We start from the raw sequence: 24,941 nt of genomic DNA on the forward strand, positions 1-24,941 counted from the left end.
ATTAGGACTTGAACTGAACTATTATTCCGCTTTCAATCGCAGTTGGGAAATAACTTCCTCGGGTTTCCGGTATTCGTATTTGATCTTGTCATCATCTTTTACCTTCTGAACACCTTCGAGCAGTATCTTATCATTTTCTGAAATRCCACTTTCTACTACATACAGGTCGGGCATCTGGCCACGGATGGCAATGTTGCGGGACCTTACCACATTGTTGTTGTCTACCACAAAAACATATAGCTTATCCTGAATTTCGTAGGTCGCTTTTTGTGGGATGACTAACGCATTTTTAAGCGGAATGGTCATCAGTACTTTACCTGTTTCTCCATTTCTCAGCAGCTTCTCAGGATTCGGGAATCTTGCCCTGAAGGCAATGTTTCCTGTTTCATTGTTGAATTCACTTTCAATGGTTTCCACATCTCCTTTATACTGGAGGGGCTGGTTATTGGCTAAGAGTAGTCCTACTTTGTTGTTACCGCGGCCTTTGGTGTTGGTAGCGTAGTCCAGGTATTCCGGTTCAGATACGTTGAAGTAGGCAAACATCTGGGTGTTGTCTGAAAGACTTGTCAGTAACCCACCTTCATCGATTACGCTACCCAGTTTAAATGGGATGCGGTCAATGGTGCCATCAAATGGCGCCCTGATTTCAGTGAATGACAGGTGAAGTTTCGCCAATGCCATTTCTGCTTTGGCCTGATCCAGTTTGGCTTGCGCCATTGCCTGTTCATTTTTGGAAACTACATTTTTGTCGACCAGGGTTTTGGTATTCTGCAGTTCTATTTCTGCCGCCCGGGTTTCCGCTTCCGCTTTCTGCAATTCTGCCTCATACATTTTAGGCATGATCCTGAATAGTAGCTGGCCAGCTTTCACAAACTGTCCTTCATCTACATAGATGTTCTGGAGGTAACCCCTTTCCTGTACCCTGATCTCTATGTTCCTGACAGATTTTATCTGGGAAACATATTCATGGGTGAATGAAGTATCCACTCTGGATGGACTGGTAACAGTGTATTTGCCAGCCTCTTCTTTTTCTTCCGTTTTAGGTTTACAGCTTGTTAAGTACAGCAGGGCAAAGAAGCCCGTAAACATGACAATTCTATTCATGATATTTAATGGATATTAAGCGATGGCATGGTAGTAAGGCAAAGACGCCTATGGATGCAGAACGTTATCAGTCGCCAGGGTAACCTGAACGGCAATGCAGGAGGATGTACTATCAATATACATCTATCAGGTTGGCATGGTCACACTTTCGGTAACTGATACAGGTGACAGATCAGATCCTTAGCGCTCCTTGCGTAAGATAAATATTGGAAAGGTGTCCCCAAAAGGGTGGTGGGGCCTGAAAGTATTTGCGCAGATAACTTAAGGTAGATAGGTGAGCGTGTGACAAATCGCACCTGGCCAGCAGCCTGTATTTCCTGACAAGGAAATTACTCGCATCGTCATCTTCCACATCATCACTTACCAGGTATTCGGCTTCCTCCTCTAAATCGGTATCGGAGGTGATGGTGTCGTCCTGATTGGTGTCGGTAACTTTTACTAGCCATTGGCTATTGAGATGCTGCGTGGGATTGTTGCAGATATTGTGGTGAGGCGTAAATGAAAATGCGCATTTATCTCCTCTTAACAGTAGGAAACATAAGCATGCAAAAAATATTACTACTCTCATTCGGGGACCAAAAGTAATAAAAGTTTGATAGAAAAAAAGAAATCATGTCCAGATGCGCGTGAAAAAACAATTATTTTTTAAATAAGTAACAATTTTTTAACGTTTAAGAGAAATTTAAACATAGCGATATTTTTATAATATGTTTAGTGGTTGGGATACCCCCATAAAAAAGCCTGCGACAACTGCGCAGGTTTTTTTATGGGGGTATCCCAACCAGGTGCATTGCTGCCATCGTCCCGACAATGGATGCCTGGCCGGGTCTAGTTTTCTGCGGTGTATCCTTTTGCCGTTGCCAGCCGCACAATGGAATGGTTGATCGCAGCGCCGAGATCATCGGTTGTAACCGTCTTTTTTACTGCCTCATCAATATATTTTTGTCGTTGTTTGCCCAGTGTGGCCATTTCTTTTTGGATGCTTTCGCGTTCTCTGCTTTTGGCTGCCACCAGGGCTTCCAGCTCGGTGAGGCTTTTTCCCTGCAGTTCTTTGGGTAAATCACGCTGGCTAATGCTTTTCAAAACGGATTTGTCCTGGTTAACACGGTCCACCAGGTCCCAGCTTTCATTTCTATAGGCGCCTTTTGATTTACTGACAGAACGTTCAACCGAGTTAGCGGAGGATAGTGACCTCGCATTTTTATCCTGCATGATCTGGTTACTTTTCTTTGATGCGCCATAAGCGCCGTACCCGATATAGGTTTGGTTGATGCGTTCATTGTAGGCCTCTATTTTTCCATCATAAGGGGTTTCAATAAAAACAACTTTTTTATCGGAGTCGATATTGAAATATTGGCCATGGCCTCTGTCGGCGCCGTCTTTCCAGTTGGTGCTGATACCTTCCTGTTTATCACCACAGTAGATCGTATTTATAAAGATGTTCTTGCCAACAGCTTCACTGGCGGCCTCTTTATAACTGATTCGTCCCTGGGTAAACGCTTCGTTACCGGCGATATAAATGAGTTTCATATCTGCCTGATCCTTTCCCCAACGCAGTGATTTTACTGCTTCGGTGATGACTGCACCACAATATTCTGAACCACCATTGGTGCGCAGGGTGAATAGTTTTTCAGAGATGAGATCCAGGTCGGTGGTGAGTGGGGTAACCTGCCGGATGAAATTACTTGCAGGAGAAAGGCCGTCATTACCATATTCATAAAGCGAAATTTCAATCACCGGTGCTTTCCCTTTGTATCTCAGGGTAGTAAGGGTATTGATAATATTCCACAACCTTGATTTTGCCTGGTCTATCAATCCATCCATGCTATTAGAGGTGTCCAGTAGTAAAGCTACCTGTATGTGGGTATTGTCTTCAGCTGAAGGAGGAGTCACATAAGCACATATTGGAGTAGCTTTATCGCTTTCTTTATCCAAGAGGTATGGACGTGTATCATATTTCCATACCAGGAATCCCGATGCCAGCATTGCGCTGGCTAATAGTGTCGTTTTCATGTTGCTTGATTTAAGATGACCCCATGAAAATAGGGGGTCTTATTTGCCTGTTAGGGACCACTTGGTGAAATCGTATTTTGAATGGGTGAAATACCCGGTTGCCCACACCGAAAAAACCTATTTTGCGGTTGAATCAATTAACATGGTACGTTACGGTATTTATATAATTATCTTGTTGGGTTGTTTTGGTGTCTGTAAAACAGCGGCCGCACAGGGTAAAAAGGGTGGGGTATCCAAAGCAGCGAGGGATTTGAAAAAATCGCTTTCGAGCGATGATGATGACCTGAAGACAGCCAGTCACTACGAGGCCCTGGCAAAAGAGCTGATGGATCAAAGTGAATATGCCAAAGCAGAAGCGTATCTTAAAAAGGCATTGGAAATATACACCCGGCTGAATGATAAAGATGCTGCTGCCACCACCGGACGCACCCTGGCCAAAGTGCAGGAATTGCAGGAGAAGATAATTCCGGCCATACAAAATTATCAGTCGGCCGGTGACCTGACGAAAGATAAAACGCTGGAGAGCATTAATTTCAATGATGCCAACCGTTTGCGGAATAACAGTAATCCCCAGGCACAAATAGGTTACGTACAATCCAATCTTGTCATTTTTGAAAAGGAAGGAAAGAAACAGGAAGCCGCAGATGCCTACAAGCAACTGGGGAATAGTCAGCTCTCACAGCATAATACCTCTGACGCCATTGCCAGCTATAAAAAAGCGATTGAAAAGAGTGACAATACCCGGGAAATCAGCGCTATCAGTAAGAAGATATCCAAAGTATATGTGGCTGGAAATAATATTGACGAGGCGATCCTGCTGAATGAATCCATCCTGGAAAAAGCAAAACGGGAGCAGAACGTAGACCTGCAAATTGACCAGGTTCGTGAACTGGCGCAACTGTATTCCAGGAAACAGCAACCCGAAAAAACGGGGAGTCTGCTGGAGGAAGCATATGCGCTGGCATTCAGTAGTGGTAATACTTCCAAAACAAAAGACTGTTTGCTGGCACTGACGAAATATTACCGGGAACAGCGCCGGGAAGATGCTGCCCTGAGCCGGTACGATGATTTCCTGCATCATTTGGATACGCTCATCAGAACAGATAGCTCACTTGTAGATGCAAGCCTGTTTGATGTTACAGAAGGAAGAATCAAAGACCTGGAAAGAGAACGGGCCTTGCAGCAGGCTTTGATCACTAATAAAAATACCCTCAACTATTTCCTGACGGCTTCCATCCTGGCGATGGCCGTGTTATTGTTTTTTATTATCCGCGCGTTACGTGCCATCAAGATCAAGAATAAAAAAATTGCCTTGCAGTCTTTGCGGCGGGAAATGAACCCACACTTTATTTTTAACAGCCTTAATAGCGTCAATCAATATATTGCAGAGAGTAATGAGGTGGAAGCAAATAAATACCTGACCTCTTATTCTGGTCTGATGCGGAATGTGATGGAACATTCCAGTAAAGATTTTGTCCCATTATCTGTAGAGGTAGAACAGTTGGAAAGCTACCTGGATCTGGAACAGCTGCGCTTCAGTGATAAATTTGTTTATGTGTTGGAGATAGATGAAGCATTGGATACCGATGCGGTAATGATTCCCAATATGCTGATCCAACCCCATCTTGAAAATGCCGTCTGGCACGGACTCCGCTATAAGGCCACGAAAGGGTTGCTTAAGCTGACCTTTGAAAAACAGGGGCCGGTGATGCAGGTACGGATAGAAGATGATGGGATCGGACTGGCAGAGAGCCAGAAATTGAAAACAACGCATCAGAAAGCGCATCAATCCCGGGGAATCACGAACACTACGGAGCGAATCAGCTTACTGAATGACATATACCATCTGCATATCCGGCTGCTGATGGAAGAGATAACGCTGGATGGCGCTACAGGAACGCGGATAATCCTGCAAATTCCCTTAATGGACAAAAATGATCTTACCAGAAAAAATAACTTCAGTTATCGTTGAAGATGAAGCTGCTGCGATGGCTGCCTTACAAAACTATCTCCGGAAATTCTGCCCCCAGGTAGAAGTATCAGGGACGGCCCAGAATAGCAGGGAGGCGATCCAATTGTTACACGAGTTGCGTCCACAACTGGTGTTTCTGGACGTGGAAATGCCCTTTGGAAATGCTTTTGATGTGCTCGAAGGCTGTCAGGACCTCCAGTTTGAAACCATTTTTGTAACCGCTTTTTCTGAATATTCTCTGAAAGCACTCAACCAGAGTGCTGCTTATTATTTGTTGAAACCTGTGAGCATAGAAGAGCTGATCCTGGCGGTGAATAAAGTGCAGCAACAATTACAACAAAAGCAGTGGCTGAACAGGAACCGCATCATCATGGAAAATGCAAAAGAAGTCAACCCCGGTATGCAACAGGTGATCCTGCCTACACTGGATGGATTTGATGTAGTGAAGATGGGGGAAATTGTGCGCCTGAAAGGGAATGGTAATTTTACAGATGTTTATCTTACCAATGGCAATAAAAAGATGGTGTGTCGTTTTCTGAAACACTTTTCTGAGATGTTACCCCATCCTTTTGTGCGGGTGCACAAATCACATATCATCAACATTCATTTCGTACAGTCTTACCACAAAGGTGCGGGGGGATATGTGAGTCTGAATGATGGGACAGCTGTGGAGGTGTCGCCTGCTTATAAAGAGGGTCTTTTAAAGGCATTCCAGTAAGTTTTTTATAAAATGAGCCGGCTCCATAAAACGAGCCGGCTCACTCCATTTAAAAGGCCGGCGGATTAATGTCTGTTTCCGGTGCCATCTGTTGGATAAGCGCCCAGATCTTTATTTGGGCCATTGCCGGCTGCTATTGCTGTGGATATACCTGCCCAGGAAGTTATGCCTTTACCAATCGCCGCAGAGGTAGATTGCAAGTGAAAGTCATTACTGTTGGCGGCTCCATTAGCTGCTAAAAATGCATTGTTGAAATTTGTAAACATAGGATTAGCCGTGGTTACACTGGTAGAGATCACATCCGTAGGTTGAGGTTTACCTGCTGCGCCGCCGGGATAATATTCGTTTCTCAAATTTACCACGATGGCTGGGCCTGCCGGGGTATTGGTCAGTGGTGTGTTATCCGTAAATGTATCTGCGGTAGAATAAAATAAATTATTGCCGTAAGTGGTATGGGCAATATCGGCATCTGTAAATATTTCCAGTCCGTGATAGCAATTTACAATCACATTATTGTACACGTGGCCTATTGCGCTCACACCTACAGAAACTCCTCTGCCAGGTTCGCCGGCTCCTCTTCTCCAGCCACAGGATACAGTGGTATTGTTGTAAACATCAACGGTTGTTTGTGCTGTGGTGACTACCGTTGCGGTTTCTAATTTAATACCGGTACCAGCCTGGCTATAAATCACATTATATGCTACAATGCCAGTGGCGCCGGTTTTTAAATTGATCGCTTCTCCGTCATTACTGCCACCGGATTGAATGGTGTTTCTGAGAACGGTTACCTGCGCACCGCCAAACAAACCTAGCCCATCGTCCTGGCCATTGGTTATCCAGCTATCTTCAATATCCACTTTGATCGGTTTGCTAACCACTAATGTTCTTCTGGCTCCTCCTTTATTATCTGCACCACCGGTGTCGAAGATTTTAGTCCATAAGATGGTAACCGCCTGAGCGCTGTCACAGGCAAAACCGCCCCATGAGCCCGGAGTATGCGTGTCAGAATCAAAAGTAACAGGATTTTTCTGGGTTCCTGCGGACTCAAAAACGCCCTGGATTTTAAATTGAGAATTATTCTTAATAATAATATTAGCACCTTCCTGTGCATGTAAAGTATCTCCTGTTTTCACATACACATCCTGGTTCATGGTGTATGTTTTTCCAGCGAGTAAGGTGCCCTTTACAAATCCCCCGATGGTATCTGCGGTGATAGGATTGGACGGCGGAATGACTGGTGTGCCAACAGTTGTAGTGTCTTTTTTGGCGCAGGATGCCAGCGCTGCTATCAACAAAATAGATGCAAAACAATCAGATAGTTTTGTCGTTTTCATTTTGATAAATTTTTGTATTAAAGGATTTTTTCTTTAGTATTTATAGCGTACACCTGCCAGATAGGAGGCGCCGGTAACATTATTGCCGTTATCAAAATTGTGGAGTACTACCACTGTCTTTGTGTTTAAAAGATTGTTTAGCTTGATGAATACAATAAAATGTTTGTTAAGGGGAGCATCGCCCGATACTGCCAGGAAAGACATGGATTTCTGGATATAATCGTCACCGTTATCCGGGTAAATGCCCGTTAATGTTTTACCCAGGAATTGATACGCGATCTGACCATTTATTTTAGACCTTTTGTTTTTATATAATAAAGAAAAATTGAGGTCATGTACAGACGCACCTGTGAGCATCCGGTGTTCGTAAACTCTCGCTGCGGGGTTGTTCCGGTCAATTTTTGCCGAATTAACATCGGAGTAATTGTAGGCGTAATTACCGCTGAAGCCGATGTTACCTATGAATTTCATAAAGGTGAATTCTGCGCCTGCGACTTTGGCATTGTCTGAATTAATGGGCTGCAGATAGGTGTTCGGACCACTGTTGCCAGCTATTGAATATTCAATAGGGTTGGTAAGGTTTTTATAGTATACACCAATAAAGAATTGTTCATCTTCCTTTGGAAAAAACTCATACCGGATATCATAATTATCAGCAGTGGTATGTTTGATCTGAGGATTGCCTTTGTAGGCGATACCGCCTGTACTGGGAGGCGACACCGGTGAGAGGTCGTAAAATGCCGGCCGGGCAATGGACGAAAAATAAGAGAATCTTAAATTAGTTCTGTCATTTAAGAGATATTTTATCTGCAGGCTTGGTAAAATATCTGCATAAGACTTGGTCGCATTGGATGGATTAGTAGGATCTGTGCGGATATAAACTACCTGGGAGGTGCCCTCAGACCTGATGCCTCCAAGTATATCTATCTTCGGTAGCATAATTTTAAACTGTCCAAAATAAGCGGTAATATTTTCGGTGATAGTGTAGTTATTTAAATTGAAAGTACCAGCACCATATGGATTGTACACATTCCATTGTGCGTTATATATATTGGTGAAAACAGGTTTGCCACCATTGGAAGCCGCAACAGGCCGCAGCGTGTAATCGTCTTCATAGTTGAACCTGTTTTTATGCCTGTATAATCCACCTCCTTTTAATTCCAATTGCATCCTGCCTTTGGTGGTATTGAATGTTAGGTTGCCACCACCGTTGTAATCCTGATCCCGGTTATGTTGCCATAAACGATCTACGGTGTCAAAATAATCGGGAGAGGTAGTGGTTTGCCTGGTAGATGGATCGTAGGAAGTAAGGTTGTTGATATTAATCTGCGCCTGGTCAGGTGTTTTCCTTGTAGCATCAGAGATCACACCTGTCCAGTCAAAAAGGAAATGCTGTGAAAGGATATGATTCCCGGCCAGCTTTATCGTTTCTATGAGCTGGTTGGTGGTAGTGGATCTGTAAGCGCTGTTCACCGGGCCTGTTCCCGGCGTTGTTCTCCCGCCGTTACCGCCGGTAATGGAAGTATCTCTTCCTATAGCAGTTTCCTGCAGGTGTGCATATAGCAGGATATTGTCTAACGTGATTTTATTTTTTGCATTGATGTTGTAATCGAGGTGTATAATCAGGTTATTTAATAACTGCCTGGTGGAAAATGACTCTGTGATAATATCATTGATACGGGGCCGGTGATCCGGATCATTGGGGTCTGCATTGCCACTGTTAATTTCTCCATTGGAACCGAAGTATAAATTTTGATAACTATCTCCGATTAAGAAACCCAATTTGTTTTTGAAAAAACGTTCTCCATAAGAAGCGCTCAGGGTACCGGTAGGAGGTGGGTTAACTGGCTTGAAATCCAGGTTGGACCTGGAGAAATCGCCGGGTTGAGCCACATAACCCGGCCCGTTTTTTTCAGAAGGACTATATTTTTGAATATCCGAGGAGGAGAATTTCAGAAATTTCCGGTCGATAAAAATCTGGCTGTAGCCTACTGCGCCTGTGGCAGATAATTCTCTTACTTCGGGCGCATCTTTGAAAATCATATTGATGGTACCACCAATAGCATCGCCTTCCATTTCCGGGAGTAGCGATTTGCTGACCTCAATTCTTGACAACAATTCGGATGGTACAACACTCAAAGATACCAGTCTCGATTTGCTGTCAGGACTCGCTATCTTGACACCATTTACCAGGGTATTGTTGTATTTGGGTTCAAGTCCTCTTACGATGGCATAGGCATCATCGCCACCTGCATTGCGCTGTATGGTTACACCGGAAAGACGCTGCAGGATATTGGCTGCGTTGATATCCGGTGATTTGGCAATGGCTTGCGCACTCACCACATTCTTTATGTTGTCAGCATTTTTTTCGTTAGACCTGGAAGCGGATTCTGTTTCTTTATCCAGTTTGCCGGTAATGCTTACCGCACGCAGTGTTTTGTAATTCGCTTCCAGTAGAAAGTCTAACGTAAGCGTCTGGGAGTTATTGAGCGTGATGCTTTTTTCAAATTCGTTATAACCGATGAATTTGATCTTGATTTTGTAACGGCCGGGCACAAGATCAGGGATGGTATAAAACCCGTTGGCATCCGTTACCACGGTTGCAGGGGTGTCGTCTAAATGAACATAAGCGCCTGCCAATGGCTCTTTTGTACGCTTATCTGATATCTTACCTTTCAGGGTGGCATGTTGTGCAAATAGGAACGCTGGAAATAGTATTACCAGTAATGAGGAGATAAATTTTCCTGGCATAAATGATTTTGATTTTCACACAAACCACCCTTATGATTCTGTAGGAAAACTGTGTTTTATGCCTTAAATTAATCTCATAATATTATCATAACATCCGGGAACAATTTTTAATTCTCCTTTAAGCGAATGGTAACATTAAGTTAAAGAATGGAAAGTTAATTGCCCTTCATTGTATTACTGTTGTAGTTAATTTTTCCGTTGCGGATGGCAGATATAGGAACTGGTTTTCCGGGGTTTTGAATTAGCGCCTATTTAAATACTTTTGTATCGTATCAGATCACCCTATTTATTTACTTCCAACTTTAGTCATGCAGAAAAATATATCAATCAGGCCGATGCAGATTCATATTCCTGAGGAGGACATTGCAGATCTGCACCGCCGCCTGCGCCACACCCGCTGGGCGCATCCCATTGCCGGCTCCGGCTGGGCGGATGGTACCGATGGTGCTTACTTACAGGATCTCGCCGCTTACTGGCTATCGGAATATGACTGGCGGGAACGGGAAGCACAATTGAATCGCTTTGATCATTATCTCGCTGAGGTAGACGGCTCACAGCTTCACTTTATCCGTGCTGCCGGTCAGGGACCGAACCCTATTCCCTTATTACTGATGCAAGGGTGGCCGAGTAGTTTTGTGCAGATGCTACAGATCATTCCACAGCTGACAGCGGCAGGAACAGATGGCACGCCTTCTTTTGATGTGATCGCGCTATCACCTCCGGGTTATCCTTTTACGGAATTCCCGCAAGAGCATGGGATGAACTTTACCCGGATCGCGGACCTGGCCACCCGGTTGATGACAGAAGGACTGGGATATGAACGCTTCGCCTGTCGTGGTTCCGATCAGGGTGGATGGATACAGCAGCAAATTGCGCTTAAATATCCCGAACGGGTGATAGGGCTGCATCGTTCCTCTGTTACCTCTTCGCTGGTGCCATTGCCGGATGATCTCAGCCCTGCAGAAATAACCTATCAGAAACAGGTAGAGGAATGGGCGCCGCTGGAAACGGCATATGCCCAACTGCAGGCCCTTCGTCCGGAGACGTTGACGCCCGCCCTCGCGGATTCTCCCGTAGGACTGGCCAGTTGGTTCATAGAAAAATTTCAACGATGGGGAGATGGTGGTCTTTTAATCGATGACCATTTTGGACGGGATGCCCTGCTCGATAATATCTCTCTGCATTGGTTTACGGGCGCCGGTGCGGCTGCTATAAGGCTATATAGAGAAGTTGCCCGTGACCCGGGCATGAAAGGTCGTGTGGAAGTTCCAACGGCTATTCTGATGCCTTTACGGGACGGCGTGAACGTGCCTGCACCCCGTGAATGGGCAGCGCGTACTTTCAATGTGCAACGCTGGACGCTGATGGAACGCGGCGGCCATTTTCCTGAATGGGAAGTACCGGACCTGGTAGCTACTGATGTCAGACAGTTTTTCGGCAGCCTGAAAGCGTAGACACATGAAATAGGGTGACCATTTTGCGAAATTCAAATAACTTTGACGCTACCAATATCCACCGGGTATCATGAATGATGAATTATTACTTCAAAATATAGCACGGCATAYTCATTTGGAGCAGGAGGAAGTCGACTTCCTTTTCTCGTTACTAACTTTCCGGACGTTGAAGAAGAAAGAATTCCTGCTCAGGCAGGGAGATATTTGTAAAACTGAAAACTTTATTGTCAAAGGATGTGTAAGAATGTATACGATAGACGAGAGCGGGTTTGAGCACATCGTGATGTTTGGTGTGGAGGGCTGGTGGACCAGCGATCTTTTTAGTTTTTTCACCAACACTGCTTCCGATTATTATATTGATGCCCTGGAAGATACCCAACTGTGGCAGATTTCAAAGGAGCACCTCGACCAGTTGTATGAGCAGGTGCCGAAGTTTGAACGCTTTTTCAGGATCCTGCTGCAGAATGCTTTCATTGCACAGCAAAAACGGATTAATCAAAATCTCTCCTTTACAGCAGAACAACGATATGTAGATTTCGTAAAAAAGTATCCTCAGCTTGAACAACGCATTCCTCAAAAGCAGGTGGCTGCCTATTTAGGTATGACACCGGTATTTTTGAGCATGCTGCGTAAAAAACAAAGCCGCCAGTAATTTCTTCAACTACTTTAATTTTTTAGATTTTTCGGCATCGTTTATTTGTGGTTCTAAATGCACATACAAATAAATGAAAAACTACATCTTTAGCACACGCAACGATTGGACTGGTTTGATCATCCGACTGACACTGGGATTGATATTGTTTCCCCATGGCGCACAAAAAGTACTCGGATGGTTTGGCGGCCCCGGTTTCACAAAGGAAATGGCCTTTTTTACCGATACGCTTCACCTGCCCTGGATAATCGCTTTCGGGGTGATCATCATTGAATTTTTTGGCGCACTTTCATTGATCCTGGGTATTGCAGCCAGAATTTGGTCTGTCGCCATCATCGGCCTGTTTGTGGGAATTATTTTCATGGAACACCTGGATAATGGGTTCTTTATGAATTGGTTTGGTACACAAAAAGGAGAAGGGTTTGAATACCATTTACTGATCATAGGCCTGGCGCTGGCGGTAATTGTGAATGGCAGCGGTAAATATGCGCTTGATAACGTGGTGTTTAAACGGCCGTATATCCCTGGATCTTCTGTAGCCCTGGTGGGCGTTGTCCTCCTGGGACTGTCTGCCTGCCAGCAGCCAGCGCAGACGGTGGAAGATAAAAATAAGCAGTTGGTGGAACGCTACTTTAACGAGGTATGGAATAATGGTAAAGTGGAATTACTGGATGAGCTGCTGAGTGCCGATTATATTAATCATACGCCCTCTGTGCCCAATCCTCCGAAAGGGGCAGCGGGCTTAAAACCTATTGTGACGGCTATCAGGAGAGCTTTCCCGGACCTGCATTATACGATCAAAGACGTTATCGCTACAAAAAACAGGGCGGTGGTAAGAGTGGTAATGACCGGAACGCAGACGGATAGCTTATTTAATATTCCGCCTACGGGAAAATATGTAACTGTTAACCAGGTTAACATTGAAGAAATCATCGATGGTAAAATAGCGGAACACTGGCGGGTGACCGATGAGCTGACGATGATGAAGCAGCTGGGAGTGGTGAAATAACCACTTCCCGGCTCTTTGATGTACCACGACTATTTTTTATCCTCTCCATCCGGATCTTCTGTTTCTTCCAGCTTATCTTTATCGCTTCCCCTGCGCAGTTTAACTACAGGATTATTCTGGCTGCCGGTAACGTTGAAGGGTATACCGAATATGCCTAATGGTGGTAGCCCGAGGCGTCCTTTGAGGTTTAGTTTGCCATCAAGACTCACCTGTCCTTCGAAACGTGGACGGAAGCCGGCGATGCGCATCTTTGTTCTGTTAATGGTAATGATATTATTGTTGATGGTGGTTTTGATATCTACCTGGGAAAGATCCGGGTCTTTCATATCTCCTTTGCCGGTGCTGCTGCTGACGGCATTAAATAACTTAAAGCCCTTTAGTTTTATTTTTTTAACAGATAGCACGCCTCCGCCTTTCAGGGAAGGATATACGGGATTCATATTTTCATCCAGCTTGCCATTCAGGCTGTAGTCCAGGCCAACGATGCCACTGGCATAGGATGCCGAGGAGGCCATATCGTGAAAGATCTTTATTTCGTTGTAGGCTCTTTTGATGTCAAATTCTTTTGCACTGATGTGATAGTCGAACATGGCTCTTTTGGGCTGCAGACTCACATAGGTAGCATCCATTTCCACTGCCGCACCAACGATTGTAAAGCCGGTTTGGTTTAACTTAAGTTTACTGCTATCGATCACCAGTTGTCCGTGGAAACTGTTGATGTCCATACCCTTGAACCGGATCTTATCAGCAGCGGCATTGAGCGTCAGCGACAGGTTGCCCGGTATGATGACTACGCCGGAAGGCCCGGCAGGAACACTTTTGCCGGACGCCGTACTTTTGCCGGCTCCGTTTACCATCATCTCATCTACCAGTATATAACCGCTTTTCAGGTCAAAGGACCCGCGGAGAGGCTGGTCTTTAGTGGTAGCATAACCAATCACATTACTAAGGTATCCGTTGAGGTTAATCAATGATTTGCCATAGCTGGCGTTAAACTGATCAAACCACATTTTGTCCTGGTCAAAACGGAAAACGCCGTTATTGATTAAAAAGGGCAGGGGCAGCAATTCGGATGTTAACGCGATGTTTTTTATGATGAGGGTACCGCTGTTACTCAGTTTATTATACCGGCCCGAGGTGGCATCACTTTGTGTGCCGCGCAGCAACAGGTTGGTTTTGATAAATCCTTTCAGGTCGTATCCCTTTATGGCAAATAGCTGGTAGATGCGCCCCAGGTCTATTACCCCATTAGATGCGATGTTATACCGGAGGTCATCGAAATTATTCAGGTCGGCCTTCAGTACGAAGGGCTGCCCTTCAAACTCGAAGGAGATGGGTTTGATGTCTACGTTCAGTGAACGCATGGTGCCCGTGGTGTTGGTAACGGTGGCGTCTATATTAATTTTCTCCAGTGGATGGGGATAGTATTTCGTTTGTACGGCGCCGTTATTCATGGTCAGTTTGGCAGTAGTAACCGGGAATAATCTTTTTGCCGGCAGGTAGGTACCTTTCGTGACCACATTTACCGCCAGGTCGCCGGTCATATCCAGACTGTCTATCGGGTATACTTTTTTAAGATCGCTCATATGCAGCAATGACTCCAGTTTGGCGTCAATGAGTGGTTGCTGCGCGTTGGTAAGCTTTAAGTATCCCCTGATATAATTGCTCAGCATATTGGCATTGATATCGTTGATGCTGAAATAGGTATGGGTGTAGTTCCCATCCGGGCAGGAGGCCTGTGCATTAAAACGAATGTCCTTTACCGCTTCCGGCAGGGAGGCAAACTTAAAGTAGCCGTTTCGTAAAGTAGCATCAAAGTTAAAGACCGGGATGCTGCTGATCACCGTGTCCGGACGGTGTTGCAGTCCCTTATAGACTACCGTTTTTTCATACCGGCCATCGGCCTGCAGATGTGCCTGCAGTCTTCCTTTCAGGTCAACGGATTTTAATCCTACCGCCTGGTTCCATTTCTCCAGGTCTATGTCGGTATTCATTTTAATATGGATATCCGGGGTTTTAAGGCCCTTCACGCGGATGACAGAGCTGAAATAGTCTTTGTCGATGTTGAAGAAGATAGAATCTACATTGACGTAAAGACTATCTGTATTGAGTTGCGCCAGTGTAGACTGGAAGTTCAGGAACAGGTTTTTTACCGGAGCAGGTGCTTTATCGTTGGTGACAGTACCATTTCTTACTTTCATATTGAAGGTAAGGTCGGGCATGGTGTTGCTTTCCGCAATGTACTGGCCGATCAGTGTAGCATTGACATCCGCAGTTCCGGTGATGTTCATATGTTCCGCCCATTTCGCGTATTCCGGTGGTAGCGCGCCAAAAATTGCATGCAGCTCTGATTCCATAGAGCTAAGGCGAAAGTCCATCTTATAGCCATTTTTCAGGAATCCGAATGCGCCGTTAAACCGCACCGGCAATTCATTTATTTTCAGATCATTCTTTTCAAAAATGAAGTCGAGTGAATTGGTGTTGATCTTTGTGATCAGTTCCCCATGCAGTTTTTTAGATAAAATGTATTGGGTGCCGGCGTAGCTGATATCAAATGAACCGATGTTGACTTTTGAATACAGGTCGAACTGTGCTTTGCTGAGATCCCCTTTACCCAGGTAGTTCACTTCAGTGGCGCGGATATACATGGGGAGCGACTGATCATTGTAAATAATATTGCAATGCTCCAGTTGTATACGTGCGATCTGCATAGAGGCGCTGCCACTGTCGGCCTGGCTGGGTGTGGAAGAAGGGCTTGATTTATATACATTGTAGTTGGGATGTCCTGCTGTATCCACCAGCACGCGGATATTTCCCTTCGTCAGATAGATTTCATCGATATTAATAGCGTTGGAAAATACGCTGGACAGGTTAATCCCCAGTGCTACCTCGTTTGCTGATATCAGTGTATCGGCTTGAAAAGGAGCGGCTCCTTTCAGACTAAAGTCGTATAACGTGAGTGTCAGTGCGGGGAAATGGTTAAAGAACGACAGCCTGGCCCTGGAAAAATTAAGATCGCCGGTGATGCTGTTGTTCGTCCATGTTTTTATTTTATTGGATATCGTTGTAGGAAAAAGAATAGGCAGTAAAAACAGCAAAAAGATGATAGTGGCAATAGATATGGAAATTATTTTTAATGCCTTTAGGGCAATTTTTTTAATATTTGTATGGCGCATGAAATGATTGTTACTATCTCAATGTAAATATGAATAGGCCATGATGGCCTATTTACCGGGGAAATTTTATACCTGATTTAAATGATGACTCCCGGCAAAGGTAGTTATTTTTTTATGATGAGATCGGTATGGGCTGCGGTTATTTATTTGCATTGCTGCTTATATCATGGATGCAGCTATTTTCCAAATGACGCATTATTTCTTTTTCCTTTTTTCCGGCCTTTTCTTTTCTGAAACCGATTTTACAATGGTCTGTCCGTGCATAATTTGTTTTTGGTCTTTCACTTTTGAAAGTGAATTAGCATAGGCTGCTTTTACCAGCTTTTTAATATAGGTTTTAGGAAACTTGTTGATGTCTGTTACCAGGATGTAACGGTATTGATTACCTTCTCCCAAAAGTATGTTGTCGGGATCAGAAAGCTCACTTCCCCAGTAAAATCCAAAATGAATATTTTTACTGGAACGTCCTACTGCAATAGAACAAAATGTATGTCCGACTTTGTCAGTCGGTGACCAGCCAAAAGCAACCGCATTATAGTTGTCATAAATCAGCTCATTTGACTGGGGGTATAAATCCCAGGCAAAGTCGCGCAGCCACATGACAATTGTTATCATGTCCTCATTAAACGGCTGTAGAAATTTAAGCAGGTCTTTAGTTTCTTCTTTACTCATTTGCCAGGGTTTTTAAGAATAAAATATTTTATAATATTTAACAACTCAGATATCTGCCGGCGGGTTATAATCTGTAATTTAACAAGAATGATCCTAAACAATCAGTTCTTCTTATGCAGATCAAATTGTTATCCTTATTGGTATTACTTGAAACTGTATCTGCATCGTTTGTTTTTGCCCAACAGCCGCAAATGGAGATATCGGGAAGGGTAAAAGATCTGCAAAGCCAGCAGCCGCTGAGGGGAGTCAGCATCACGATAAACAGAAGCGGCACCGGAACTATCACCAACAGCATGGGTGACTTTCGTTTGCAGGTAGCCACCAATGCATTACATGATACACTGAGAGTATCTTCCCTGGGTTATAAAGTACAGTACCTGCCGGTAGTAGTGAACAGGGAAATGAATATCATGCTGGAACCTGCTTCCCTGGCTTTAAAAGAAGTGGCAGTAGTGATGAAAGACCCGGTAAAGCTCCTGAAAGAGGCGATCAGAAGGATACCTGATAACTATATTAATAAACCACACCAGTTAAGGGGTTTTTACCGCATCAATACCACACGTGGCGAGGATTATATGCAATTATCTGAAGCCGTTTTTGATATCTTCAATCACGGTTACGGCGAAAAAGCAGGCAACGAATTGTACCTGATCCGCATGAGGTATGTGAAAGACGAAGCCGCTTCTCATGGCCTGGATCTTGGACTGAAGCCGGATTACCTGTTTGACTATGACATGGTGAAAGAAATTAAAAGCAGTAAGATATTGAGTGAAGAAGGGTTGCAGCATCATCTTTTTGCTATCGAGGGCATTGTTGATTATAAAGGTGCTCCCGCTTATGAAATTACATTTGATCAGCGTGCAGGCGTGAAAAAATCTTTGTACAGAGGTAAGTTGTACCTCGATAAGGAAACATTGACCTTTCTGAAAATAGAGCGGGAGCTGAGTCCCAGAGGTTTGCCCTATTCCAGTTATGGAGATCTGGCTTCCAAAACCTTGATGTCATTGCTGGATATCCATATCAATCCCCGGAAAGATGTGCTGAGCGTGGAATATCAGAAAGTAGGGGAGCGCTGGGTGCTATCTGATGTAGTGAGTAATACTTTATTGAATTTTTATAGTAAAAAACGACAATACAATTTTACCGCTGATATAAAAGTAAACTACATTATTACCGGTGTAGATACCACAAAAGAACAGGCGGTTTCTATTGGTAAAAGGCTCGGTGATAGTAAGGTCATAGAAAATCAAACAACGCCCCTGGAACCAGATTTCTGGCGCCACAATACCATGTTGTTACCTGATTTTGACGCAGAAGCAGTAGCTGCTATTCTTAAGACAAGGAATGAAAACGGCCGGCTGCAAAAACAGGTGCGCGGGAAAATTCAGCAGATGCCGCATGATCCTGCTGCCAGGATAGATTCCATTCTTAGCTATTATCATCTGAACAATCAATTTAATGGCACCGCTTTAGTGAAAAATAAAAATGGAATTATCCTGAGCAAAAGCTATGGGTATGCCGACAAAGAACATAAGCTGCCGGCAGACGGCAATACCCAATACCGGATAGGCTCTTTATCTAAATCATTTACGGCTATCCTCATCTTACAGTTGATGCAACAAGGAAAGCTACAACTGAAAGACTCTGTTAAAAAGTTCCTGCCTGATTATATTCACGGGGACGTGACGATTGAACAGTTGCTTACACATCAATCGGGGATTCCGAATTACACAAACAACCCTGATTATTTTTCGAAAATCATGCATCAATCTTTTTCGCTTAAAGAGCTGGTGGCAAAATTCTGTAGTGATTCGCTGGAGTTTTTACCTGGAACACAATTTCAATACAGCAATTCGGGATATGTGCTGCTGGCTTATCTGGCAGAAGAAATTTATGGTAAACCGTTTGTGAAGGTATTGAAAGAAAACATTTTTTTGCCAGCAGGGATGCAATATACTTACGCCGGAATTGATACTACGGGTGATAACAGGATGGCAACGGGCTATCTGTATGAAACCAAAGAACCGCCGTATTTCACCGCTAATACCCTCGGCGCCGGCGGCATTGTTTCCACGGCGGCAGACTTGCTGAAATGGTCTGCTGCATTATCTTCCAATAAATTACTTTCAAAAGAAACGATGACAGCAATGTGTCAGCCGCGTGTGGCTTATTCGGATTGGGATGCTTTTTATGGATATGGATGGATGATAGATCAGCGGCGCTTTGCATTGTCTGCCGCACAACACAAAATCATTTATCACCCTGGAACTGATATTGGATTTTACACCATGTTTGTAAGACAGGAAGATAATGACGGCGTAATTATATTGTTAAATAATACCGGCGACTTTCCCCGTTTCGACCTCACAGATATGATACTGACAGAAATGAATGCAGACCGCTGAATAGCCGCACTAAGTTTTTTTTTAACCCGGAATCAATAAAATTATTGTCTGGATAAGAAGTGACGTATTTCTCAACAGGAAGAAAGAGCACGCGCTTTATATTTGTGGAATAATTTTTTTATCTATGAAAAAGTATTTCCTATTATGTACTGCAGCACTTGTGGGTAGCCTATACGCGCAGGCGCAGGTGACTTTTGGCTTAAAGGCAGGCTTTAGCGCCGCCAACATGCCGTCCAAATTTGAAGGCGACAGTGGCGTTGCCGGCAGAAAGGCCGACACCAAAATGATTCCTGCTTTCCATGCAGGCGTTATTGTGGATATTGCACTGGATGATCAACTTTCCTTGCAACCAGGTTTATTTTTCAGTCAGAAAGGAGCTAAGTTAGAAGCGGTGACGCCTGATTTGCTTGATCGTCCTGTTACGATTAAAACAACTACCCGTTTAAATTACCTGGAGCTACCTGTTAATCTACTGTATAAGCATCAGATAGGAAGCGGTAAATTATTTGCGGGTCTCGGTGCCTATTTTGCTTATGGCATTAGTGGTAAGATGAAGATGACTTCTCCCGATCTTGCTGCCTTAAATCACGAAGATAAAGTGAAATTCAAGAATTCGACTGAGTACAGCGCCAATGAGGTATATGTAAAACCTTTTGATGCCGGCGCTAATTTTACCGCAGGTTATGAACTGAAAATGGGATTACAGTTCAGTGTGAACTATAGTCTTGGCCTGGTAAACACCAGCCCTTACAAAAACGAAAAAGAAAAGAACCGTTATTTAGGCGTAAGTGTGGGATATCTTTTTAAGAGATAGATAATGCCACTTTTTTATGTGAGCTTAATAGCCGGCACTTATCAGGTGCCGGCTATTAAATTATGTGCCCTTCCCCGCGTATCGTATGCCTCTTTGATGAAGGAAGCAGTTATTAGTGCAGCGTATCTTCAGTGCTGTTGTTTGCTGCATCGCCCTTTTTGTTAAAATAAGTTTACTATTAGTCACTTAAGTCCCAGAAATCGTGAGATAGTTCATCTATTTTTAAATTTTCGATTTTGTAACACGGAAATATATGATGAAGAGCATATTATTATTAAGCGCGCTTGTCGGGATGCTTAATTACTGCCAGGCCCAGTTGCAGCAACCAGCTCAAAAGCCCAATGCTGCCCAGCGGGATATGATCAAACGCGGCTACGGGATGTTCATCCATTTTGGGATCAATACCTTTGCGGACGTGGAGTGGTCAGATGGTACCATCCCGGTAGAGAAATATCATCCTACTCATCTTGATCCGGACCAATGGGTGCGCACAGCGAGAGATGCAGGGTTTCGTTATGTATTGCTGATCACCAAACATCATGATGGCTTCTGTTTGTGGGATAGCAAGTATACTACCTATGATGTAGGCGCTTCGCCGGTTAAAACAGATGTGGTAAAAGCGGTATCGGATGCATGTAAAAAATACGGACTTCAGTTTGCGATCTATTATTCTCTCTGGGATCGTCATGAACCATCTTATAAGGATCCCGACAAACAAAAGTATGTGAACTATATGCTCAACCAGTTGACCGAACTGTTTACCAACTATGGCAGCATCTGTGAGCTATGGCTGGATGGGGGCTGGGACCGGAGGCCAGAGGAATGGGGTGTTGACCAGGTATATCAACTGGTAAAGAAATTTAATCCTGCCTGCGCCGTGAGCGTCAATCACACTATTGTAAATGAAGAGGGAAAGCGGCAGGCCACCGTGCCGGGAGAAATGACCGCTGACAATAAATATTACTTCCAGTATTTTCCTTCTGATTTCCGTTTATGGGATCCGAGAATGATTACAAGATTCGATAAAAAGCAATATCTGCATAAAGGGCAATCCTATTATCTTCCTTTTGAACATACCATCTGCATCAGCGACCGACTGAACTGGTTTGAGAAATCCTCACAGTTGCCTGTCCGCGAGCTGGATGAACTGGAAGAGTTATTTTACTGGAGCACCGATAATGATAATTGCCTCGTGATGAATGTACCTCCTGATCAAACTGGCCGCATCAGGGAATATACGGCGCTCAGGGCAATTAGTTTGGGTAAGAGACTGGGATTGTCCATCGGTAAACCATTACCTAAGAATGGCCGGTTTATTTCAGCATTAAGACCTGCAGCAGCTTCCAGTGTATATCCGGATAAGAACAATAAGTATAGTGGTAGCGCTGTCAATGATGGTAACCTGGATAGCCGTTGGGCAGCTACAGATACCGTTGCCAGTGTGGAAATGGATCTGAATCCTTCAGATGCCTTCAATAAGGTCAGCATCTTCGAGTACAAAGACACGAAAGAGCTGCCGGATGGCTTTTCACAAATCAGGCTTCCCCGTATCCAGGAATATGCGATAGATATATTCAATAATGGAGAGTGGCAAACGATTTACATGGAGTCGAAACCCATGGGCGATTGCAAAGTAGTGAGGCTGCCACGCAGCTATCATGCCAGCAAGCTGCGTTTCCGGGTCACGAAAGCGAGTGCGCCTCCATCGTTGTATGAGATTTGTGTGATAGATATGAAATAAAGTGAAAAGCAAAACAGGATGCGGCCAACCTTCACCGGTGGCCGCATCGTTGTTAGCGGACTCATTGTTTGATTTAATATAAACTTTACACCCCATTCATTTGTAATAGAAGTTACTGCCGTAGCTTTAAGCTAACCATTGCATTACTCATCCTGTTTCAGGCAGATTTTTCAAACCAATAAAACTTTCATCATGGCAAACAAAGAGGTAACAATCATCCTTGTCCATGGGGCGTGGGGAGATGGTTCACATTGGAGGCATATTATTCCTTCCCTGCATAAGGAAGGGTATAATGTGAGAAGTGTACAGAATCCCCTGACCTCCTTAGCAGATGACATCAATAAAACCCGGGATTTAATTGATGCGCAGGAAGGGAAGGTGCTGTTGGTAGGACACTCTTATGGTGGTGCGGTTATTACTGGTGCGGGAAATCATGATAAAGTAGTGGGACTGGTGTACATCGCGGCTTTTGCGCCGGATGAAGGGGATAGCCTGGGAGGCATCTTCGGCCGCAGGGCGCAGCCGGCGGGAGGCGCCAGCATCTATCCCGATAGCAAAGGGTTTTTATGGTTGAAGTATGATGAATTCCATGCCTCCTTTTGTGCGGATCTGCGGGAAGAGGAAGCCCTGGTCATGTCGTTATCCCAGAAGCCCATACATGGCCGATGCTTCGGTGATGCAACGGGTACTCCTGCCTGGAAAACCAAGCCCAGCTGGTACCAGGTGTCGGATAAAGACCTGATGATTCCACCTGAAACAGAACAGGAGATGGCGGAACATATCAATGCAAAGAAAATTATTCATCTCGACGCCAGCCATGCCTCGCTGGCTTCTCATCCTGAAGAAGTAGTGGCGCTGATCCTGGAAGCGGCCAATCATAAATAGTTCATTCTTCAAATAATAGCAACGAAGCCCCGCCCACAGTGTAGTGCGGGGCTTTTTGGTGCCTCCTTTGCCGGAAAAGTGGATCCAGTTGATTAGCTGTAAAAGTGTATGGTGATTATGTAGGCTCTGCCGAGGCTATGCTTAGCACCCGCTTAGTACCTATAGAATCCGTGCAGTAGAGGTGGACTTGATGCGGGAATGACGTTCGGATGTATAACCCGGATGGAAATTGCATCAGCAAATGAATGGAGGTGAGAACCGGCCATAACAGGGCTGCTTCAGTACCGGGCTGTAGCTGAGGAAAGAAATATATTATTGAAAGAAAGCAGGTATAAAGGGATTATTTATCAAAATATCTCCGGAGGCAAGATCGCTTTATTCCAGTTGAATGATAGCTGGATATGCGTGTGTATAGGTAAGGTTGGGAAGCAATATCTTCCGCTTTGGGTACCTACGTTTATTAGCTTGTTTGGGTGCCTTTGGCGCTGCCACCGCAATAATATCGGCGGCCATGTATTGTTTGTTGCCTGATGGGCCGTCTTTGTACATCGCTCTTACCTGGAAAACCACTACCAGTGAACCTTGCCCGGGTACATCCAGTGAAACATTTGTTTCCTGGAAAGTGGTGTCGGGGGCTATCATGAGTGTAACGGTTTCGCTACCTGCCACCTGGCGTGATCTAAAATCAATACGTGTAGCGATCACTTTTACTTCAAAGGCAGCAATACCTTTATACCCGGCGATGGATTGTGCGGGAATATTTAAGATTCCGTTACTCAAGAGGCGGGGAGCCACCGGAAAAAAACGATCTACGCCGGTATGCTGATTGAAGCGGAAGCCTGTCAGGGCCTCGTGATGATCACCGGCAGCAATGAGCAGTTTGTTGAGCCGATTGATGTGGCCGCCATCACACTGGATATCCAGGTGGCCGTAGAAAGCATGCCGGATAAAAGCGCCTTTCCTGCTGGCGATGCCAAAGCGCCGGGATGCGCGGCGGGTAGCAGCCGTTTGCTGCACGCTTTCGGGCATGGAGCGCAGGAAGTATTGGCCATTGCGTTTATACCCAATGAGAGGGCCGAGTTTTCCCGTAAAGGGAAGGATAGACATTTGTTTTGCCATGAGAGATAATTTTGATTACTATAAATATAACATAATCCAGGAAAACGTGTTTTCGGGATAGATGGAGGATCCGGGAAAAATGGGATGTCCTGTAAGTTTATTGGTAAATTGAGCAACTAATCACCGAAACCTTTACCATGAAGCTAACAGTTGTTTTTTCCATTTTACTGTCATTCGTCTTTGGCGCTGCATTCTCCCAGGAACCTGTGGAAAGCCAGTATGCCGCCGCAAAATTTGAGCAATATTTTAACGCACATCAGTACGACAGCATTTTTGCTACCTTTTCTGAACAAACCAAAATCAGTCTGCCAGCGGATAAAACCAACGCATTTCTAACCCAGTTGAGCAACAGGTATGGACGTATCACAAAACGTACGTTCCTGGAGTACCGGGCCCCGTTTGCGGTATATAAAACCACGTTTGAAAAAGGCGTCATACTGCTGCAGATAGCGGCAGACAATAATAAAGCGATTACAGGATTGTATGCGAAGCCTTATGAAGAGCCGGATACCCTGCGGAACATCACGCGTATGCACCTGCCTTTTAAAGGAGAATGGACGGTGTTCTGGGGTGGAGATACCAAAGAGTTAAACTATCACGTGGTGGTGAAGTTTCAAAAGAATGCCTTTGATATTGTGATGAATAACAAAGACGGAAAGAGCTTTAAAACCGATGGCAAAACCAACGAAGATTATTACGCATTTGGTCAGCCCATCATTGCTCCCTGCGACGGGGAGGTAGTGTTAGCGGTAGACGGCGTCAAAGATAATATCCCGGGTGTGCTGAATCCTATCTACGTTCCGGGTAATTCTATCTTAATAAAAACTAAAAACCAGGAATACGTTTTCTTCGCACACTTCAAACAACATACTATAAAAGTAAAACAGGGTGATGTGGTGAAACAGGGACAATTACTGGGCCTGTGTGGAAATTCAGGAAACTCTTCCGAACCTCATTTACATTTTCATTTGCAGAATACAGAAGACTTTAATCAGGCTACCGGCATAAAATGCTTTTTTGATAACCTGACAGTCAACGGGGTTGCTAAAACCGATTATTCACCTATCAAAGGAGATCAGGTAAAGGGAAAGGAGTGATGATTTTTTGTAAGGGGATTTGCAT

The 24,941-nt window shown here is 44.5% G+C and carries 18 protein-coding genes; 10 read left to right on the forward strand and 8 right to left on the reverse strand.

What is annotated here, in order from left to right; translation table 11 throughout:
* Positions 1-21: 21 nt before the first annotated feature.
* From AC1DP6_RS13145 to AC1DP6_RS13155, 3 genes are all read right to left on the reverse strand, one after another.
* Positions 22-1,104 (reverse strand): efflux RND transporter periplasmic adaptor subunit, encoded by a 1,083-nt coding sequence (locus AC1DP6_RS13145; RefSeq protein WP_477055241.1) that lies wholly within the window; start codon positions 1,102-1,104, stop codon positions 22-24.
* 172 nt (positions 1,105-1,276) lie between these two features.
* Positions 1,277-1,672, reverse strand: a complete 396-nt coding sequence (locus tag AC1DP6_RS13150) for a hypothetical protein (protein ID WP_477055242.1) — start codon at positions 1,670-1,672, stop codon at positions 1,277-1,279.
* 260 nt (positions 1,673-1,932) lie between these two features.
* Positions 1,933-3,117, reverse strand: a complete 1,185-nt coding sequence (locus tag AC1DP6_RS13155) for a vWA domain-containing protein (RefSeq protein ID WP_477055243.1) — start codon at positions 3,115-3,117, stop codon at positions 1,933-1,935.
* A gap of 250 nt (positions 3,118-3,367) precedes the next feature.
* On the opposite strand from AC1DP6_RS13155, the gene AC1DP6_RS13160 reads away from it, so the two are divergent.
* Together AC1DP6_RS13160 and AC1DP6_RS13165 are read left to right on the forward strand one after the other, a co-directional pair.
* A complete protein-coding gene (locus AC1DP6_RS13160; protein WP_477055244.1) occupies positions 3,368-5,089 on the forward strand; it encodes a tetratricopeptide repeat-containing sensor histidine kinase in 1,722 nt (573 codons plus the stop codon).
* On the forward strand, positions 5,052-5,807 hold the full coding sequence (locus AC1DP6_RS13165; protein ID WP_477055245.1) for a LytR/AlgR family response regulator transcription factor: 756 nt from the start codon (positions 5,052-5,054) through the stop codon (positions 5,805-5,807). Before AC1DP6_RS13160 ends, AC1DP6_RS13165 begins: the two co-directional genes overlap by 38 nt.
* Positions 5,808-5,872: 65 nt before the next feature.
* Here the strand turns inward: AC1DP6_RS13165 and AC1DP6_RS13170 are convergent, their stop codons facing one another.
* Together AC1DP6_RS13170 and AC1DP6_RS13175 are read right to left on the reverse strand one after the other, a co-directional pair.
* Positions 5,873-7,141 (reverse strand): right-handed parallel beta-helix repeat-containing protein, encoded by a 1,269-nt coding sequence (locus AC1DP6_RS13170; protein ID WP_477055246.1) that lies wholly within the window; start codon positions 7,139-7,141, stop codon positions 5,873-5,875.
* A 33-nt stretch (positions 7,142-7,174) separates the two neighbouring features.
* Positions 7,175-9,892: a TonB-dependent receptor gene (locus tag AC1DP6_RS13175; RefSeq protein WP_477055247.1), complete on the reverse strand. Its 2,718-nt coding sequence runs from the start codon at positions 9,890-9,892 to the stop codon at positions 7,175-7,177.
* Between the two features lie 335 nt (positions 9,893-10,227).
* Here AC1DP6_RS13175 and AC1DP6_RS13180 point away from each other — a divergent pair, with 335 nt between their 5' ends.
* The 3 genes from AC1DP6_RS13180 to AC1DP6_RS13190 all read left to right on the forward strand — a co-directional run bounded on the left by AC1DP6_RS13180 (position 10,228) and on the right by AC1DP6_RS13190 (position 13,007).
* On the forward strand, positions 10,228-11,346 hold the full coding sequence (locus tag AC1DP6_RS13180; RefSeq protein ID WP_477055248.1) for an epoxide hydrolase family protein: 1,119 nt from the start codon (positions 10,228-10,230) through the stop codon (positions 11,344-11,346).
* 166 nt (positions 11,347-11,512) lie between these two features.
* Entirely contained in the window at positions 11,513-11,998 is a 486-nt protein-coding gene (locus AC1DP6_RS13185) for a Crp/Fnr family transcriptional regulator (RefSeq protein WP_477055249.1), read from the forward strand.
* Between the two features lie 73 nt (positions 11,999-12,071).
* A complete protein-coding gene (locus tag AC1DP6_RS13190; RefSeq protein ID WP_477055250.1) occupies positions 12,072-13,007 on the forward strand; it encodes an ester cyclase in 936 nt (311 codons plus the stop codon).
* A 29-nt stretch (positions 13,008-13,036) separates the two neighbouring features.
* Here AC1DP6_RS13190 and AC1DP6_RS13195 read toward each other — a convergent pair whose 3' ends face one another.
* Entirely contained in the window at positions 13,037-16,183 is a 3,147-nt protein-coding gene (locus tag AC1DP6_RS13195) for an AsmA family protein (RefSeq protein ID WP_477055251.1), read from the reverse strand.
* A gap of 195 nt (positions 16,184-16,378) precedes the next feature.
* The gene (locus AC1DP6_RS13200; RefSeq protein ID WP_477055252.1) at positions 16,379-16,855 is read right to left on the reverse strand and encodes a hypothetical protein; all 477 of its coding nucleotides are present in this window, start codon (positions 16,853-16,855) and stop codon (positions 16,379-16,381) included.
* A gap of 113 nt (positions 16,856-16,968) precedes the next feature.
* Between AC1DP6_RS13200 and AC1DP6_RS13205 the strand changes: the two genes are divergently transcribed.
* From AC1DP6_RS13205 to AC1DP6_RS13220, 4 genes are all read left to right on the forward strand, one after another.
* Positions 16,969-19,260: a serine hydrolase gene (locus AC1DP6_RS13205; RefSeq protein WP_477055253.1), complete on the forward strand. Its 2,292-nt coding sequence runs from the start codon at positions 16,969-16,971 to the stop codon at positions 19,258-19,260.
* Between the two features lie 124 nt (positions 19,261-19,384).
* Positions 19,385-20,074, forward strand: a complete 690-nt coding sequence (locus AC1DP6_RS13210; protein ID WP_477055254.1) for a porin family protein — start codon at positions 19,385-19,387, stop codon at positions 20,072-20,074.
* A gap of 253 nt (positions 20,075-20,327) precedes the next feature.
* Positions 20,328-21,815, forward strand: coding sequence for an alpha-L-fucosidase (locus tag AC1DP6_RS13215; protein WP_477055255.1), 1,488 nt, complete (start codon positions 20,328-20,330; stop codon positions 21,813-21,815).
* A 192-nt stretch (positions 21,816-22,007) separates the two neighbouring features.
* Positions 22,008-22,700: an alpha/beta hydrolase gene (locus AC1DP6_RS13220; RefSeq protein ID WP_477055256.1), complete on the forward strand. Its 693-nt coding sequence runs from the start codon at positions 22,008-22,010 to the stop codon at positions 22,698-22,700.
* Between the two features lie 375 nt (positions 22,701-23,075).
* Here AC1DP6_RS13220 and AC1DP6_RS13225 read toward each other — a convergent pair whose 3' ends face one another.
* A complete protein-coding gene (locus AC1DP6_RS13225; RefSeq protein ID WP_477055257.1) occupies positions 23,076-23,819 on the reverse strand; it encodes a hypothetical protein in 744 nt (247 codons plus the stop codon).
* A 137-nt stretch (positions 23,820-23,956) separates the two neighbouring features.
* Between AC1DP6_RS13225 and AC1DP6_RS13230 the strand changes: the two genes are divergently transcribed.
* Entirely contained in the window at positions 23,957-24,916 is a 960-nt protein-coding gene (locus tag AC1DP6_RS13230) for a peptidoglycan DD-metalloendopeptidase family protein (RefSeq protein WP_477055258.1), read from the forward strand.
* Positions 24,917-24,941 lie beyond the last annotated feature (25 nt).

Source organism: Chitinophaga sp. 01L420, assembly GCF_056399985.1.